At 43.3% G+C, this 17420-nt stretch carries 17 protein-coding genes; 11 read left to right on the top strand and 6 right to left on the bottom strand.

The features are described from left to right. Positions 1 to 140: 140 nt before the first annotated feature. Entirely contained in the window at positions 141 to 302 is a 162-nt protein-coding gene (locus QWZ04_RS02015) for a hypothetical protein (RefSeq protein WP_290324456.1), read from the top strand. Between the two features lie 77 nt (positions 303 to 379). Here QWZ04_RS02015 and QWZ04_RS02020 read toward each other — a convergent pair whose 3' ends face one another. Continuing rightward, positions 380 to 712, bottom strand: a complete 333-nt coding sequence (locus tag QWZ04_RS02020) for a PBPRA1643 family SWIM/SEC-C metal-binding motif protein (RefSeq protein ID WP_290324459.1) — start codon at positions 710 to 712, stop codon at positions 380 to 382. 122 nt (positions 713 to 834) lie between these two features. Here QWZ04_RS02020 and QWZ04_RS02025 point away from each other — a divergent pair, with 122 nt between their 5' ends. The 3 genes from QWZ04_RS02025 to QWZ04_RS02035 all read left to right on the top strand — a co-directional run bounded on the left by QWZ04_RS02025 (position 835) and on the right by QWZ04_RS02035 (position 2155). Next, the gene (locus QWZ04_RS02025) at positions 835 to 1254 is read left to right on the top strand and encodes a GNAT family N-acetyltransferase (protein WP_290324460.1); all 420 of its coding nucleotides are present in this window, start codon (positions 835 to 837) and stop codon (positions 1252 to 1254) included. A 73-nt stretch (positions 1255 to 1327) separates the two neighbouring features. Next, on the top strand, positions 1328 to 1627 hold the full coding sequence (locus tag QWZ04_RS02030) for a YkgJ family cysteine cluster protein (RefSeq protein ID WP_290324462.1): 300 nt from the start codon (positions 1328 to 1330) through the stop codon (positions 1625 to 1627). Between the two features lie 147 nt (positions 1628 to 1774). Continuing rightward, positions 1775 to 2155 carry a VOC family protein gene (locus tag QWZ04_RS02035; protein WP_290324464.1) on the top strand — a complete coding sequence of 127 codons (381 nt, stop codon included), beginning with the start codon at positions 1775 to 1777 and terminating at the stop codon, positions 2153 to 2155. A gap of 102 nt (positions 2156 to 2257) precedes the next feature. Here the strand turns inward: QWZ04_RS02035 and QWZ04_RS02040 are convergent, their stop codons facing one another. After that, on the bottom strand, positions 2258 to 2713 hold the full coding sequence (locus QWZ04_RS02040) for an exoribonuclease R (protein ID WP_290324466.1): 456 nt from the start codon (positions 2711 to 2713) through the stop codon (positions 2258 to 2260). A gap of 202 nt (positions 2714 to 2915) precedes the next feature. On the opposite strand from QWZ04_RS02040, the gene QWZ04_RS02045 reads away from it, so the two are divergent. The 3 genes from QWZ04_RS02045 to QWZ04_RS02055 all read left to right on the top strand — a co-directional run bounded on the left by QWZ04_RS02045 (position 2916) and on the right by QWZ04_RS02055 (position 6764). Further along, positions 2916 to 3365 (top strand): dCMP deaminase family protein, encoded by a 450-nt coding sequence (locus QWZ04_RS02045; RefSeq protein ID WP_290324468.1) that lies wholly within the window; start codon positions 2916 to 2918, stop codon positions 3363 to 3365. A 188-nt stretch (positions 3366 to 3553) separates the two neighbouring features. Further along, positions 3554 to 4546, top strand: a complete 993-nt coding sequence (locus QWZ04_RS02050; RefSeq protein ID WP_290324470.1) for a phosphate/phosphite/phosphonate ABC transporter substrate-binding protein — start codon at positions 3554 to 3556, stop codon at positions 4544 to 4546. A 22-nt stretch (positions 4547 to 4568) separates the two neighbouring features. After that, positions 4569 to 6764 carry a bifunctional diguanylate cyclase/phosphodiesterase gene (locus QWZ04_RS02055; protein WP_290324473.1) on the top strand — a complete coding sequence of 732 codons (2196 nt, stop codon included), beginning with the start codon at positions 4569 to 4571 and terminating at the stop codon, positions 6762 to 6764. Between the two features lie 50 nt (positions 6765 to 6814). Here the strand turns inward: QWZ04_RS02055 and QWZ04_RS02060 are convergent, their stop codons facing one another. From QWZ04_RS02060 to QWZ04_RS02070, 3 genes are all read right to left on the bottom strand, one after another. Continuing rightward, positions 6815 to 8500, bottom strand: coding sequence for an ATP-binding protein (locus tag QWZ04_RS02060; RefSeq protein WP_290324475.1), 1686 nt, complete (start codon positions 8498 to 8500; stop codon positions 6815 to 6817). A 3-nt stretch (positions 8501 to 8503) separates the two neighbouring features. Further along, positions 8504 to 9046, bottom strand: a complete 543-nt coding sequence (locus tag QWZ04_RS02065) for a heme NO-binding domain-containing protein (RefSeq protein WP_290324477.1) — start codon at positions 9044 to 9046, stop codon at positions 8504 to 8506. Positions 9047 to 9149: 103 nt separating this feature from the next. After that, on the bottom strand, positions 9150 to 10589 hold the full coding sequence (locus QWZ04_RS02070; RefSeq protein ID WP_290324479.1) for a protein adenylyltransferase SelO: 1440 nt from the start codon (positions 10587 to 10589) through the stop codon (positions 9150 to 9152). A 201-nt stretch (positions 10590 to 10790) separates the two neighbouring features. Here QWZ04_RS02070 and QWZ04_RS02075 point away from each other — a divergent pair, with 201 nt between their 5' ends. Then, the gene (locus QWZ04_RS02075; protein WP_290324481.1) at positions 10791 to 11111 is read left to right on the top strand and encodes a YciI family protein; all 321 of its coding nucleotides are present in this window, start codon (positions 10791 to 10793) and stop codon (positions 11109 to 11111) included. A gap of 110 nt (positions 11112 to 11221) precedes the next feature. Here QWZ04_RS02075 and QWZ04_RS02080 read toward each other — a convergent pair whose 3' ends face one another. Continuing rightward, positions 11222 to 12022: a TetR/AcrR family transcriptional regulator gene (locus QWZ04_RS02080; protein ID WP_290324482.1), complete on the bottom strand. Its 801-nt coding sequence runs from the start codon at positions 12020 to 12022 to the stop codon at positions 11222 to 11224. A 156-nt stretch (positions 12023 to 12178) separates the two neighbouring features. Here QWZ04_RS02080 and QWZ04_RS02085 point away from each other — a divergent pair, with 156 nt between their 5' ends. From QWZ04_RS02085 to QWZ04_RS02095, 3 genes are read left to right on the top strand one after another with little or no spacing between them, the layout of a single operon-like run. Further along, positions 12179 to 13255, top strand: a complete 1077-nt coding sequence (locus QWZ04_RS02085; RefSeq protein WP_290324485.1) for an efflux RND transporter periplasmic adaptor subunit — start codon at positions 12179 to 12181, stop codon at positions 13253 to 13255. Further along, positions 13255 to 14316, top strand: a complete 1062-nt coding sequence (locus QWZ04_RS02090; RefSeq protein ID WP_290324487.1) for an efflux RND transporter periplasmic adaptor subunit — start codon at positions 13255 to 13257, stop codon at positions 14314 to 14316. The genes QWZ04_RS02085 and QWZ04_RS02090 overlap by 1 nt, the downstream gene beginning before the upstream one ends. After that, the gene (locus QWZ04_RS02095; protein WP_290324490.1) at positions 14316 to 17372 is read left to right on the top strand and encodes an efflux RND transporter permease subunit; all 3057 of its coding nucleotides are present in this window, start codon (positions 14316 to 14318) and stop codon (positions 17370 to 17372) included. The genes QWZ04_RS02090 and QWZ04_RS02095 overlap by 1 nt, the downstream gene beginning before the upstream one ends. Positions 17373 to 17420: the final 48 nt, after the last annotated feature.

A 17420-nucleotide genomic window follows, 5' to 3' on the forward strand; every position in this document is an offset into this window, starting at 1 on the left:
GTTATTAGACCACTCAAGGGCTTGTATATCAATTAACGGTTTGCCTTCGTTACCATTATGAGGTTATTCATTACGGGTTTGTATGCGTTCTGGTCGTTGGGCGTTATAATGCTGCCGTAATTAATGAATACGGAGTCACAATGAGAAAGCACTATACGACGGAAGGCGATCCGAACGCGAAAAAACGTAAAGATGCGTACCCTATATTGGTGTTATGTGAGCGCTGTGTTGGCCGCTATATTGTTATCAGTGAGGGAGAAAGGACGTATGATGCGTGTGTTAAGTGTGGGGAAGACGAGTAAATCTAAGTGATAAACTGAAGTGAATAAAATCGCCACTTCAGTTTTAGCAATAAGTGCTTATCACTTAGCGAATACAATTACGCACAGCACTTTTTGTATTTTATACCACTCCCACACGAGCATGGGTCGTTGCGGTTTGGTGTTTTTGCAAACGTCGTGGTTTTTGGTTTGTTAAGGATTGTGTCCAATTCTAGTGTGTTTTCTTCTTGAATTGGGTCTACTTGGATATTGGCAAAGATTGCGTTTTCAGCAACGATAGCTTCAATTTCAGCTTTACGTTCTTCTGTTGTTACCACAATTGAAATTGGTGCTTCTTCGCTTCCCGCTTTTACATCGCGGTTCACGTTATAGCCAGATTGAACATGGTTCTGTCTGGTTTCAATACGGCCTTTAAAAAACATTTTTGACATTGGAGACTCACTAACAGTTGGTATGACGCAATAATGCGGCGATTATACCTAACTATCGCCATTGATAAAGCGGCGATGCAGGTTAAGTGGTCTAAATACGTATTAATACAATGGGCATAGTGATGATAGACATAGTCGAATCGCAAACTGGCAGCAGATACTTAACGGAAGTGACACGGTTATTTCAATCGGAATGGCCTGACTTTGAGCCTTACACACCGGTTGTGAATGGTTTTGAAGTGCCATTACCGATACTTGCGCTTTCCAATGCTGATTTGGTCGGTGGTTTGGCGTTTACGCGATTTCCGGAGCCGAATGCAAATAGACAGGCGCTTTGGATAAATGCAGTTCTTGTCGAAGCAAAGAGCAGAAAGCAGGGAGTCAGCTCTAATCTAATACGGCGCGCAGAGTCTCTAGCGAAACACAATGGAGAATTGTCTTTATATGTTTACACCCACATTCCTACTCTTTATCAAAAATTAGGATGGGAAGTCACCGATACCAGCGATGAGCATATGGTGTTACGTAAAACTCTTTCTTAGCAATAAAAAGTAATCCGGATAAATAGTTTCTTTTTGGAGTACTATGCGGCAACGGATCTTATTGTAGATATGCATGACCATTAATATAAAAAACATTCCAACAAAAGAAATAACCTGCGCTAACTGCCAAGCTTGTTGTTGTCGCTTAGAGGTTATGATCATTACCGATACGGGCGTTCCAGAGGAGCACATTGCGGTCGACCAATGGGGAGGCGAAACGATGTTGCGTTTAGACGACGGATGGTGTTCAGCCGTTGATCGCGAAACACTGATGTGTACCATTTACGAAAATCGTCCTTGGATTTGCCGTGAATTTGAAATGGCGTCTTATGAGTGTGAGAACGAGCGTAAAGCCCAGTTGCTTGATCAGTAGGCACACTTACAGAGCACGAAAACGGTTGTGATTTTAGTTGTGATTTCTCGTTTATTGGAATCCATTTCTTGTTGCCTCCTGCTTGCTAGAAAATGTTGAATGTATGTCCTATGTTGTATTTGATAAAGACACAATGAGGGACAAAACATGCAAGGTAATCCAGTAGGTTGGTTCGAAATATATGTGGATGATATTGAAAGAGCAAAAGCTTTTTACCAAACAGTCTTCACGGTGGTTCTCGAAAGGTTAGGTGACCCTAAAGACACGAATATGGAAATGTGGTCATTTGGCTCAGACATGGAACAGTATGGGGCAACGGGCGCTTTGGTAAAAATGGCGGGTTGTTCTGCCGGTGGGAATAGCACCATGGTCTATTTTTCTTGTGAAGATTGCTCGCTAGAACAATCACGAGTCGTTGCTGCCGGTGGCGGTGTGACACAAGAAAAAATGTCGATAGGTGAGTACGGTTTTATTGCGATGGTTACCGACACAGAAGGCAATATGATTGGACTGCATTCAGCTAAGTGATATGAGACACATTAATGTTATTTGGTAAGAGTCAGAGTCAAGGGTGACTCTTACCTTTATGAGTACAAAGTAATAGAGGCTAGGCTATTTACTTTGCTCTGCCTAGTTTTGTTCTGCGTGCTCGTTTTGTTCTGCATAAAAGTGCAACAGCTCATTGAGTGTTTTGACCCATCCAAATGCATCATTTGGCGCACTTACTAGAAGTGATTCGACTTTTGCACAGTGTGTTTCAAGTGTGATCGCCTCTTCTAAATTAAACGAGATAGCATAGAAGTGCCATAACACCAAGCGGGTCATTCGTTCGGTGTTTTGCTTTGCATTATCGGAGTCAGAAAAAGCTTGACAGACTTCTCCTAGCGCGATCCCTGTCATTCTAAGCATTGCGTCAAACTGAGCCGCCTTCATGCGCTCTTCATTATCGACTTCTTCTTTGTCGAATGTAAAAAGCTCGCTCATCACGTCTTCTGGCACCATACGAGTCATTACCCGCATACTAAATTCTTCCAATTCGTGGCGTGGCATCGTCATCAAGCAATCTAGGGTGTAATCGCGTTCCATAATTCTCTCAAAGCAAATCTGTATCTGGAGGGCCATTCTAGCGATTTATAGCAACAAATCTATGAGTAATGAATGCCAGAAAGACATAATTTCCTCGCAAGTAATTACTCGGAAATGTTAGGGGTAAGTCACAAAATAAGCTACTATCAGTAGATTAGTCACAATCGAATTAAAATGACACGAGTGAAAGAGAGGAATCTACATGATATCTAAATGGGCTCAGCGCTTTAATCAAATGGCCGAATTGGTGGCATCTTGGAGTAAAGACCCATCGACACAAGTAGGCGCGGTGATCACCAAACATAATCGAATTGTTTCTGTTGGTTTTAACGGTTACCCACATGGTATTTCAGACAGTGCAGAAACCGATGAACGAGACATGAAGTACCTTAAAACGCTGCATGCCGAAGAAAATGCGATTCTGTTTGCTAAACGTGACTTAGACGATTGTGATATATGGGTGACGCATTTCCCTTGTCCAAATTGTGCGGCAAAGATCATTCAAACGGGAATAAAGGCAGTGCACTGTCCTGAACAAACCGAAGATTTCTTATCTCGCTGGGGAGACAAAATCCGAGTAAGCCAAGATATGTTCTTACAGGCAGGCGTTAAGGTTGACTGGTTGCCGCTAGGTGAAATTAGCGCTGAATAGTCGTCAAGTAATGGTTTTCTTGCGAGCTTGATGAGCTCGCATTTTTTTTGCCTGTTGACAGTGGCTGGTTGGAGTTCAAAAAAATCGTACGGTTAGTGTCTGAAAAAGAGACTAATTTGTCTTATTTGCTATTCTTAATTTAGCAATTAGTGTATTTAGCAACCTGTGAATTGATTAAGGGATGCATAATGTTAGGTTTATTTTCTTATTCGTCCCACCGCCTTTCCCAGATATTTCTACTTTTGTTAGGAATGTACGTTGGCGTGATGCCATCTACAGCGTTGGCTCAGTCAACTGAAGAATATACGATCAAACCGTCTATGAGCCCTGACCAGATCGTCCTTGGGGTCATCAGCTCTAACCCTAAAAATGCGGTAAAAAGAAGCATGCCAATTGCAAGGTATTTAGCCCGTAATCTGTCTCATCATGGCATCACCACAGGGCACGTCGTGGTGGCGAAAGATCATCTTCAGATGTCACGGTGGTTGGTACAAGGACGAGTCGATTTGGTCTCTGAAAGCGTCTTTTCCGCGCAAGCATTAGTTCGTCGCTCTGAGGGAGAGCTTATTGCTCGGCGATGGAAAAGTGGCGTAGCAGAATACGCCTCGGTGTTTTTCACCTTAAAAGATAACAATATAAACTCTTTTGATGATTTGATCGGCAAAACGGTGGTTTTTGAAGACAGAGAGTCAACCAGTGCATTTTACATTCCTGCGGCGATGTTGATAGAACAAGGCTATACATTATTCGAACTCACTTCACCTAGAGAAACACCGCCAGAGGGCTCGATAGGTTATATTTTTGCTGACGAGCTGACCACTTCCGGTGGCGAAATCAATATGTATACCTGGGTGTATAACGGTATTGTTGCGGCGGCGGCTTTCAGTGATGTCGATTGGAACAACGAGATCCCTGAATTACTCAAAGAAAAAATGAAAGTTTTCTATCGCAGTCAATCTGTCCCTCGAACCCTTGAGTTAGTTAGGCCAAATATGGATCCTAAGTTAAAACAAGACATTCAAGGTGTGTTGTTTTCGGCCCATTTATCAGAGGAAGGTCAGAAGGCAATGAGTGGGTATAAAAAAACCAAAAAATTTGATTCGATAGATGCTCATACCATGTCTGGCATTGAATGGGTCGAGAAGCTTAAACCCTTGGTTGATGAAACTTTGATGCTTTAATACTCGATTAGAATGAGAGCCAATGAAATTACAAAGTAGAATAACCGTATCAAATACTGTCATGGTGGTTGTCACTGTGATTACGTTTTCTATGATCCAAGTATTAGGCTTTTACTTCACTTCTAATCAAATATTGGAGCAAACATCGAAAAAAGTGTCGCAGAGCTTGTTATCACAACTGGAGCAACGCGCTACTTATACAGCCAATTATTTGTCAGAGGCGCTCATTAACCCTATATACAAATTTGATATGGAAGGGGTGCATGAGTTACTTGAACCGGCGTTAAAAAGCGAAGAAGTGTTAGCGATCGTGGTGTTTGACGAGAGTGGAAATACCTTTCATACAGGTCAACGGGTTGATGCCAGCTACGGCATACCATTTGATATGCCCGATGTGAAAGAAGCGGTATTGAAGCTTGGTATTGAATACCAACAAGTAGTAAATAACCAATTGCTGTACGCCAAGCCGCTTTATATTGGCGATGAGTTACTCGGGGGATTGTTTTTAAAGCTATCTGTTGAAGGTATCGAACAAGATATAGCACAAACACGGTCGATTATTGAAAACATCAATCTAAAAGCAAGCAAAACAGGGACGTTAGGCTCTGCACTTTTGGCTTTTGTTTTTTGTGTAGTTAGTATCGTGGTGTCTTTTTTAATTACTCGAACGATTATTTCTCCTGTTACATTGCTGGTGGGACATGCACGCCGAATTACGCAGGGGGACTACCTGCACGATAATACGATTGATCGTAATGATGAAGTGGGGGAATTGGCGAATACGTTCAATGAAATGAGTGCTAGCTTAAAGGAACGAACAGAAGCCATAGAATTTCTAGCCTATCACGACCACTTAACAGAACTTCCAAATCGGACTCTTTTCATTAAGCAAGTCTCTGAAGTCATCGATCAAAAGGGCGCGGCGCAACAGCACTCGTTGGCGATTCTGTTCATTGATCTTGATGAGTTCAAAGGAGTAAATGATAACTTTGGTCATCATGCTGGTGATCTATTGCTATGTGAAGTGTCGAGTCGATTAACATCACAGATTATCGACTACCAAAATCATTTTCACCATTCAGTGGTTAACGGTATTGGAGCGAATGATGTGGCTCCTCGAACCTGGCATGCTAATCGTGGCATCGTATCTCGGATCGGCGGGGATGAGTTTTTACTGTGCGTTCCGTATTCAGGAGACATCCAACAGTTATTTGAGTTCTCGAATTCATTGCTGGATTCTCTTTGCTCTCCTATTTCGGTGGGTGTGAAAAAAGAGCCTGTGGTGATCAGTGGGAGTATTGGGATTGCTACGTACCCAAATGATGGGGTAGACGCGGAAGAATTGATCAAGCATGCAGATATTGCCATGTATCAAGCTAAAGCTCTGGGAAAAAGAACGTACAGCCACTTTACTGATGAGATGCGAAAACAAGTGCGACATAAAGCATGGATAGAGCGGAAAATGCGGGTTGCGATGTCGGACATGTCTCAGTTTGAAGTTTGGTACCAGCCGTTTTTTGACATTAAAACCCGAGAGCTACTCGGAGCCGAAGCGTTAGTCCGTTGGAACATGCCAAACAAGGGCATACTTTGTCCTGATGATTTCATTCCAATAGCAGAAGCGACAGGGCTTATTGTTCCTATTGGAGAGTGGATTACAGAGCAAGTGTGCAGTCAATTGCAAGAATGGGAAGGCAAACTCAGCCCTGATTTTTATGTTTCTGTTAACCTGTCAGCCAAGCAACTTTATCGACAACAAATTGTCGATGTATTCCGTAATCAACTGGAAATCAAGAATATTCCTCCCCATCGGATTCACGCGGAAGTCACTGAAAGTTTGCTGATGCAAAATGAAGACGAGTCATTGCAAACATTAATTTCACTGAGAGAACTCGGCATACAGGTGTGGTTGGATGACTTTGGGACTGGGTATTCATCGCTCGGATATTTGCGTAAATTTCAGGTTGACGGGGTTAAAATTGACCGCAGCTTTGTGGCTGATATTGAGGTAGACAGTAACGATAGGGCGTTATGTTCGACCATTATTTCGATGGCAAAAGATCTTAATTTGGCGGTAGTCGCGGAAGGGATCGAAAAAGAAGCACAAGCATATTTTCTACAAGAAAAAGGGTGCCGAATTGGTCAGGGAGAGTTGGTCTCTGGTCCGCTGAAACCTCAAAGCTTTGAGCAGAAGTTTTGCCAGAAATATCAGCATTAGTTGTTAGTGGAATGGTTGTTTTAGCCTCACCTGTAATCTATTGCTTCTTATTAGCTCCACTTTTTGATCATTTCTATTAACTGAACCCCTCGATAGGGTTTGGTTAGAATATCGTTCATGCCGGCATCAATACACAGCTCTCTTTCATTCGACGTCGTTCCTGCGGTTAGGGCAATTATTGGTGCAGTAAAGCCAGATTTCCTCAGCTTTTTGGTTGCTTCTAGCCCGTCCATAACAGGCATTCGATAATCCATGAAAATCAGATCGTAATTGTTGTTGTCGACCGCGTCGATAGCCTCTAGGCCGTTATTGGCGAGGTCTGGTTTTAGGTTAAATTTAGACATCATTTGCTCAATCACAATTTGATTCATGCGGATGTCTTCCACTACTAGAATCGAAAGCTCTGGTGATTCTGTATTGGGTAATGATGGGTTGGTATCAACTGTTATTTGAGCTGGTTGCTTGGCAATCGTGAGTGGTAGGGTGATCTCTACAGTGGAACCTAGCCCCAACGTACTACTGAGTTTGATGGAGCCTTTCATTAAGCTGACTAATTGTCCACAGATCGCTAAGCCAAGACCTGTGCCCTCAAACTGGCGTTTACTGCTAAGATCTGCTTGAGTAAAGGGTTGGAATAAGTGTTGTTGGGCTTTTTCAGAAATACCAATCCCGGTATCTTTAATGATGAGAAGTAACTCAGGTTCTTGCCAGGTGACTTCAACGTTGACCGATCCAACTTCAGTAAACTTGATTGAATTGCCAATTACGTTGACCAACACTTGGGTGATCCGCTCCAAGTCGGCGTTAAAGTACTCAGGGATGGCATTGGTTGCGCTGATAGAGAATCCCAGCGATTTTTCTTGGGCCTTAATAGAAAAAATACTGGTTAATGTATCGTAGAGTTCTGATGAAGAGAATACACGTGGGATCAGTTCAAACATGCCCGCGTTGATTTTACTGAAGTCCAATAGGTCATTAATGATGGTTCTAAGGAACTCGCCAGATTGCTCAATGTTTTTGACCAGTTGCTGCTGATGATCGTTGAGTTGCGCGTCATGTAGCAATTCTGCACTGCCCAACAGCCCATTCAGAGGTGTTCTCAGTTCGTGGTTTATCATGGCGAGAAAGTCTCGCGTAGAACGTTCCGATGCTTCAGCCCGTTTTCTCGATTTAATGTTTTTCAGTCTCGCGACTTGATGGCTCACCGCATTGAGCAGTAGTTCAGCGACCAGTGTCATTGAATTTTGAATCGTGTCTTTAAAACCGTCGTAATCTCGGACTCTGACCGAGAGGGTACCAAGGAATTGATTATTTAACTTTAACGGGATATGTAATAAGTTTTCTAGCCAGTAATGCTCTGTAGTTTCCACGTATTCAATATTAAAGTTACCGAAACAATATAGGGTGAGATGTAAGTTACAGTTTTTATTGAACGTGAGCCGACTAGACTCGACCACTGTATTGTCGCATAACCTATGAGTGAAATTCGCGAGCACGACCTCATCGAGGTCCTTAGTTAAGAAAGTGCGACCAAAATCAATCAAAATAGCATCAATTTTACTTTGAAAATCGAGTTTTCTTAAGTTGTTATCTGATGTTTTTTCAAGTGCCTTTAACGCTCCTTGAAGTTTCTGATTGGTCGAAAACAACTCAAGGCTTTTGGCTTCGAGTAGGTGTTCAGCCTGCTTTCTGGCAGCAATTTCACGTTTAAGTTTGCGTTCAAGCGGGGATTCCATAATTTACTTCTTCATGGTCAAATAAAAACGTACGCAGCTGCCGTTTTCATTTTGAGGCTCCAGTGTTACATCCAATTGTTCATTGAAATGTTCAGCACAGCCATGTATCAACCCCAAACAAACGTGAGACATGCAGCGAGCACTATGGTAATCGACGGTCATTGCCTCTTCTGTTTCGGTGATAAAAGTGAAGCTAGGCGGCTTTGCTTCAGGGTACAGTTTTTTAACTTCCACATGAATGTATTCTTCAACGTGACGAATAAACTGAAAAGTATTCGTACTTTGCTTTAAGCTTACATCGCTTGGCAAGCTGGCCAGTAAGTTTTTAAATACAGACTGACCAAAGACTTGCTGCAGATCTTCCGGCGGTATTTCGGTTTGTTTGCTCAATTGCACAATGAGCTTAACCAAGTCTCTGTGATCATAGCTTCCGACTGAAGTGTAAATACCCTCGTCTCCAGCCAAGGTTAACACTGTGTCTAATGTGTCTAGGCCGAATTGTGCCTCTACCAGCTCTAGGAACTCAGTGAATATAATGCCTTTCATGACGATCCTTATTGGCTAATGGTACTTTTAGTATTGTTTAATTCTTAATAAATTCAAGGGTATTAGATAAAAACTGATAGCTCAGTAGGTTAGGACCCACAAGTTAGGTCCCACAAAAAGTTTGGTAATACCTATCGTTCGTCGATCCAGCATCTTGGTAATATTGTGTTTCGGCCAATTGTTGGTAAGGACAGGCCAGTACTTTCAACATGTCGATGGCTGAATCTGCCTTTCCTGTTAACTCACATTGGTCTATAACGGATTCGATATGGTGATTTCTCGGGATAACGAGTGGGTTATATTCTTGCATTAAGGCTGAAGTATCCGCAGTCGATTGGGCTGCAACCAGAGACTTCCATTCATTATGAACGTCACCTAGTGCATCGAGGTTTGGCGTTTCTATACTGTCTAATGACGAGCGTTTTAGATTCAAAGTTAATTCGGCAAAGGTCAGAGTATAATCAAGTTCGAGATCTTGCATTGCAGTTAAGAACTTATCGACGAATTCTCGGCTAGGCTGAGCGATTAATCCTAGCTTGTTAAACATCATTTGATAGTAAGCGACTTTAAACTGTTCTGAATATTCGTTGATATAGGGCTCTAGCATAGAAACGGCGGTGTCTGTATCTTCATCGACAAGGCTAATCAAGCTTTCTGCAAGGCGGGCCATATTCCATTGCATGATCCACGGCTGGTTACCAAAGCTGTATCGACCATCTCTGTCTATTGAGCTAAATACGGTTAATGGATGGTATTTTCCCATCATCGCACAGGGACCATAATCGATCGTTTCGCCGGAAATCGTCGTGTTATCTGTGTTCATTACGCCATGGATAAAACCGACTCGCATCCATTCTACAACCGTCTTAATTTGTGCTTGGATTACGCAGTTCAAAAATTCGAGTGCTTTTTGCTGATGTCCAGCAATGTTGGGGTAGTGACGTTCGATCGCAAAGTCCAGTAACTGTTCAAGCTGTTGTTTATCATCAAGGGCTGCGATGTACTGAAATGTACCGACTCGTAAGTGGCTAGACGCGACACGTGTTACCACAGCGCCGTCTTCCGACGCCTGCCTCCATACTTGCTCTCCAGTCGTGACGACCGCAAGTGCTTTGGTGGTTGGAACCCCAAGAGCGTCCATCGCCTTGCTCATGACAAATTCACGGACCGCGGGGCCAAGAGCGCATCGTCCGTCTCCTCTTCTTGAATAGCGGGTTGGCCCTGAACCCTTCAACTGAATCTCTTGAATCTCGCCATTAATATTTTTGGTATCACCCAGTAAATGAGCTCTGCCGTCGCCTAATTGTGGGTTATAGCTGCCAAATTGGTGGCCTGCGTATGCTTGCGCTATCGGTTGGCTTCCCTCTAAACGCTCATTTCCAGAAAAATAGACACTGGCTTGGTCTTTTATTTGCTCCGAGATAGACAACTCGGCTGCCAACGCTTCATTCCATAGAAACAGTTGAGGAGATGCTACAGGCGTAGGGTCGACTTCTTGATAAAAGTGTTCACCAAGTGTTAGGTAGGTATTCACGAGCTTCACGGGCTTTCCTTTGTGCAAGTGCTGTTAAATTGGTGTTAATTGAACATACAATGACAGTAATTACAATTAACAACTGTAGGTAGATATGATTGAGAGCGAGCGAGAACGCCGTGTATTGGATAGAAACTTAGATAGAAACATTAATCTGATATCTTGCTACGCTTAATGAAGATCTTAAAGAGTGCACATAGGGAGAAACAAATGGCTCAGTATCTAATTGTCTATTTTGGCGGGAATCCACCAGCCACCCCGGAAGAAGGAAAAGTACACATGGCGGCCTACAAGGAGTGGATGGCGTCTATTGGCGAAGCACTTGTTAGCCCAGCGAATCCAATAAAAAATACACATACCATTGAATCGAATGGTAATACTAATGTTGGCAGTGCAACATTGATGTCTGGTTATACCATTATTGAGTCTGATTCTATCGAGCGAGCAGCTGAAATAGCGAAAAAATGCCCGTTTTTAGCGATTGGAGGTAAGTTGGAAGTGTCGGAACTTGCGGCCATGCCAAAATTCTAGCAGGTACCAAGCCCAAATCGAAAAAACCACCTATTCAGCAACATGATTAGGTGGTTTTGTTTTGATAAAGACGGCCGTTGTTTAAACCACTCAATTTATAAGTACTGCTATTACTCAGATTCCGGCTTAGCGCTATTCATGCAGCCAAATACACGGTTGAGCTGGTTGAGCTGTTGTTCAAAAGCGCAATCACCGCCTTGCTCCTGAGTAAAACAGGGAACATCGTAGACGAGATCATCAACGGTGACGGTGGTCAATCGATTTTCCTGCTTAATATGCAGAGTTGACGCGACATGTTTTTCAAACATTTTCCATTGTCGAGCCAAGCATTCAACGTCGTTGAGGGATTCATCCACCCAAGTTTGGCGCATGAATGGCGTTAAACTGGCCGCACTGTGAGCTACCATGATCATCTGCCATTTTATTTCGGCTACGTTGACTGGCGTTTCTGGGTATAGCGCGTTGTATTCTTCTGCAATAGTGAATACTTGCGACTCAAGTTCGCCAACGTTATCGATAAAATAATCAAATAACGCATCTTCTTGCCTAACTGCGTCAGCAATTAACTGAATTGGCTGAGGGTAGGTCAACATAAATGCCAACAAACGGGACACAAGCGTGTACAGCTTAACATTTGGTGCTGTATTACTGGGCAGTTTCTCAAGTATGTGGCCAATATATCGCTGCATATAGTCATGTAGACCATCGCTGATTGCATGCCATATCTTTTCTTTGCTACCAAAATGATGGCGAATCAAGCTATGTGACACGCCTGCTTTTTCACTAATACTTCGTAATGAAACCCTTTCATAGCCTTGTTCGCAAAACATCTGGGTTGCGAATAAAAGGATATGTTGTTTGGTCTCTTCTGCTTGTTGGGCGCTACGGCGACCTTGTTTTCGTTCAACCATGCTAACTCTTCTTATATTGCTCGGGGACATTTTTACCAGATTTGGCCCAGTTAGTCATTTAATTATATTACACAGGTGGAAAATAACAATTGATCTCTGTCTAATTCCGAATATACTGCACGTGTGTGTAGTAAATCAATCGTGATGGAGAAAACGATGATAACGTCCAATAATCACTTAGCTAAATTGACGAGCCTTGCAGCAATCGCGGCACTGAGCTTGTCGTTAAGTGGCTGCAATAACGCCAACTCTGAAATAATTGATCCTGTGATCACGCCTGTTAAGTTAGTCACTGTTCCTCAACTTGGTGTGCAAACCGTTGATAGCTTTTTGGCAAAAGTGGATGCAACCGAACGCGCTCAACTGTCATTTCAGGTGGGTGGGGTGATTGAATCTCACACGGTCCGAATGGGTGAGCAGGTGAAGAAAGGGCAGGTTATCGCAAAACTCGATCCTACCGATTACCAACTGGCTGTTGACGCGAAGCAAGCTGAATATGATTTAGCAAAAACTCAATATCAAAGAGCCAAGCAGTTGTTTGATAAAAAGCTAATTAGTGCCGATAACTACGATCAAAATGAAACGCGCTTTAAGGCTAACCTAGCGAATTTAGAGCAAGCCAAAACCGATTTGGCGCACACTGCGTTACTCGCCCCTTTTGATGGCATGGTTTCTTACACCTACGCAAAGCAATTTCAATTGGTTGGGGCAAAACAGCCCGTGATTAATTTAATCAACATTGATCAAATGGATGTGGCGTTCACGCTTCCTGTTTCTTATGTAAAAACCGTTGGGATTGATGCGCTAAAAGAAAAGCGAATCTGGATCACTATGGATAATCATTCACAGCAGCGTATTGAGGCGAGCTTCAACCAAATATCAACACAACCAGACTTAGATACCAATAGTTACGAAGCGTCAGTGACCATCAAAAGACCGAAAGCCATGAACTTATTAACAGGCATGTCTGGCCAAGTTCACATTCAATCCGCGACTCGACATGGTGCTTTTGCGCTGCCTAACGCGGCGTGGTTATCAAAGTTGGAAACAAAGGGAGAATTGTGGCGATTTGATCCAGATAGCCAACAGGTTAATCGCATTTCGGTTCAATTTGATGATAACAATTCGGTGATCGCGGGCTTAGAAAAAGGCGATCTAATTGTTGTCGCAGGTGTCGAGAAGCTCATTGAAGGACAAATCGTGAAAGCATGGAAAAAAGAGGGTGGCATCTAATGAAGTATGGCTTATTAGCAACCAGTATTGCGGCGCTACTGTTAACCCAAGGGTGTACAACAGAAGACGTAAAACAAACGAATACGCCACTTTCTGTTTCGACACTGACCGTGAGTGCACCCATTGAAGCACAGCATCGGAGCTTTAAAGGGCAGGTGATGCCAGCAGAACAAACGCCGCTTTCTTTTAGAATTGAAGGTGAGTTGGTGTCTCGCTCTGTTATTGAAGGGCAACATGTTAAAAAAGGCGACGTGCTCGCGAAGTTAGATGATAGAAAACTTCGCCAAAAGTTATCGGATGCCAAAGCTCAATATGCGCTAGCTAAAAGACAGTTAAAGCGTGGTGAAGAGATGTTCGCACGCCAAATGGTGTCTGATGCGGAGTTAGACGAACTTACCGCTAACATGAGATTAGCAAAAGCCAATTTTCAGGCTGAACAAAAAAAACAACAATACAGCATTCTAACGGCACCGTTTGACGGCGTGATCTCAGCATTGGATAAAGAGCAATTTGAAAGCGTTACTCCCGGTGAAACCGTAGTAAGTATGTATCAGAACGATCAAGTTTACGTTCAAATTCAGTTATCTGATACGGTCCTTGCCATGCTAAACCCAGACCAAAATCAAGTTAATTATAAGCCAATGGCATCGTTTTCAGGTTCAAGTGAGATTTATGCATTGTCTTACCTTGAACACACGAGCGAACCTGCTCCTCAGTCTCAAACGTACGAAATGTGGTTGAAAATGCCACAAGTGACGCCGGCTATTTTACCCGGTACCAGCGCTAACGTTGAAGTTGATCTACTGGCTGCAGGGCTAAGAACGGAAACGGGCTATCAAGTGCCGATGCCAGTATTGCAAGCAGGCAGCGATGATGGGCAATTTTATGTTTGGAAGTGGTCTGATGGTGAAGTTCACCGAACACAAGTGGATGTTGAACTCATCAATAGTGATGGGGCAATCATAGCGAGTGGGCTGGCAGAGGGAGATATTCTCGTCAGTTCTAGTTTACGGAAATTACGCGAAGGGCAAGCTGTCGTCAAAGCAGAGGGTAACCACTAATGAATATTGCGCAGTATTCAATGAAAAACAAAGTTATTAGTTGGCTGTTTATTGTTATTTTAGCAATTGGAGGCGTGAGTGCTTTCAATGATTTAGGGCGCCTGGAAGATCCGGCGTTTACCATTAAAGATGCCATGATCATCTCTACCTATCCGGGCGCCACATCAACGGAAGTAGAAGAAGAGCTGACTTATCCTTTAGAAAAAGAAATTCGAAAGCTTCCTTATATTAAGCAGATAACATCAACCTCATCTGCGGGCATGTCGCAAATAATGGTGAGCATGGAGATGGATTACGGGCCGGATGAACTCCCTCAGATATGGGATGAAATGCGCCGTAAGATCAACGATCTCCGCCCATCATTACCTCAAGAGGTGAATTCACTTCAAATCATTGATGACTTCGGTGATGTGTATGGTGTGATGCTCATGCTAACTGGTGATGGTTATGACTATGTTGAGTTAAAGCGTTATGCCGATTATCTGTCACGAGAGATTGAATTGGTTGATGGTGTAGGTAAAGTGGCGATTTCTGGTGATCAGCAAGAAATGCTGTTTGTTGAAATATCGCTAGATCGCATGAGCGCACTTAACCTTGATATTAACAATATTGTGGGCTTACTTAATCAGCAAAACAGCGTCGTAGCATCTGGTGAAGTGATGCTTAACGGAGAAAACTTAGCCATTAGGCCAAGTGGTAGTTTGTCTAGCGTTGAAGAGTTAGAAAACCTGATCATCCACGGCCGAGATACCGGTAATTTGATCCGCCTAAAAGACGTAGCGAACCTATCTCGTGGTGTGCAAGAAAAACCGACCAATATCATTACCTACAACGGTAAACCGGCTATTAACCTTGCAATTTCCTTTGGTGCGGGTGTTAACGTTGTAGAGGTTGGCAAAGCGGTTGATGCAAAATTGGCGAGCCTAGAAAACATTAAACCCGCAGGCGTCAATATTGACCATTTCTACAACCAAGCTCAAGAAGTGGATAACTCAGTACAAGATTTTGTTGTGAGCCTAGCCCAGGCTGTTGCTATCGTGATCATTGTATTGTTGTTTGCTATGGGGTTTAGAAGCGGCCTGATCATCGGTTCTGTGCTGTTACTGACGGTATTGGGTACATTCATCTTAATGCAGTTAAATGAGATAGAGCTTCATCGTATTTCACTCGGCGCTTTGATCATAGCGTTGGGTATGCTGGTGGACAACGCGATTGTTGTTGTGGAAGGCATACTGGTTGGTCTTAAAAAAGGACGCACCAAGGTTCAAGCCGCAACCGATATTGTCAAGCAGACACAATGGCCACTACTAGGAGCAACGGTTATTGCCATTACTGCCTTTGCACCGATCGGTTTGTCGCAAGATGCAACGGGCGAATTCATGGGATCTTTGTTCTGGGTATTGTGTTTCTCCTTATTCTTAAGCTGGATCACCGCTTTAACAATTACGCCATTCTTGGCTGGGCTGCTTCTTAAAGACCAACCGTTGACGGAAGGGGAAGAAGAATCTGATCCATATAAAGGCGCATTGTTCACGATATTCGGCGGTATACTGAAGCAAGCCTTGCGCTTTCGGTGGTTAACCGTGGTGACTATGGTTGTGTTACTGGCCGGTGCTGTGATGGCATTTGGCATGGTTAAACAACAGTTTTTCCCACCATCAAATACGCCGATGTTCTACGTCGATATGTGGATGCCGGAAGGTACCGATATCCGTCAAACTCAAAAACAAGCTCAGTCCGTTGAAAAATTCATTCGTGAGCAAGAGCATGTAGAATTCGTTACAACGTCTACGGGCCAAGGTTTACAGCGTTTTGCGTTAACCTACCAGCCAGAGAAAAGTTACGAAGCGTACACACAGCTTCAAGTACGCTCGACTGATCGTGAAAATATGTTTGTTTTGTTGAATCAGCTAAATGACACGTTAAACGATCGATTTAGCCAACCGACGTTCCAGTTTAAATTGATGGAATTCGGGCCGTCGCCAGCATCTAAGATTGAAGCCAGAATCACTGGCCCAGACCCGCAAATATTGCGTGATATCGCGGTACAAGTAGAAGACATTCTATTGCTTGACGATGGTGCAAGAAACGTAAGACACAATTGGCGTGAGCGTACAAAAGAGTTGGTGCCAATTTTCAATGAATCGAAAGCCAGACGTTTAGGTATTTCTAAAGCCGATCTTTCCAATACTCTGCAAAATGCCTTTGGTGGCAGTGTGATTGGGTTGTTAAGAGACGGTACTCACCGTTTGCCGATCATGAGCCGTTTGCCAGAAGAAGAACGTGTTGACTTTGAATCACTGCAAAACGTAAAAATTTGGAGCCCAACACAACAAGGTTATGTACCGGTTGAACAAGTGATCGACGGGGTTGAATTGGCGTGGTCAGAACCTTTGATTCAACGCAGAGATAGAAAGCGCACTTTAACCGTATTAGCCGATCACGACGTGCTTAGCCAAGACACAGCTGCAAGCTTGTTTAGCCGTGTGCAACCGAGTATTGAAGCTCTGCCATTGCCAGAAGGGTATAGCATCAGTTGGGGTGGTGAATACGAGTCGTCTAAAGATGCACAAGATTCGTTATTCAGTTCACTGCCTATGGGTTACTTATTGATGTTTATCATCACTATTTTCTTGTTCAACTCGTTCAAGAAACCATTAGTGATTTGGTTTACGGTTCCGCTATCTATCATTGGTGTTTCGATTGGTTTACTAGTTGGTGGAATGCCGTTTAGTTTTACCGCTTTCCTTGGCCTACTTAGCCTGAGCGGCATGATTCTAAAAAACGGCATCGTGTTATTGGATCAGATCAACATTGAAATGGAATCAGGGAAAGACCCGCACCTTGCGATTGTAGACAGCGCAATAAGCCGTGTACGTCCGGTAGGTTTGGCGGCATTGACGACCATTTTAGGGATGATCCCTCTGGTATTCGATGCGTTCTTTGGTTCGATGGCGGTAACCATCATGGCGGGCCTTGGTTTCGCGACGGTATTGACGCTGATAGTTGTGCCTGTAATGTTTGCGATTTTATTCAAGATCCACCCTAAAACCTAAGTAAGACCTAAAATAATACGGCCTAAAATGGTGCTTCAATCAATTTGA

It is taken from the genome of Vibrio tapetis subsp. quintayensis (assembly GCF_030409945.1).
GTDB lineage: Bacteria > Pseudomonadota > Gammaproteobacteria > Enterobacterales > Vibrionaceae > Vibrio > Vibrio quintayensis.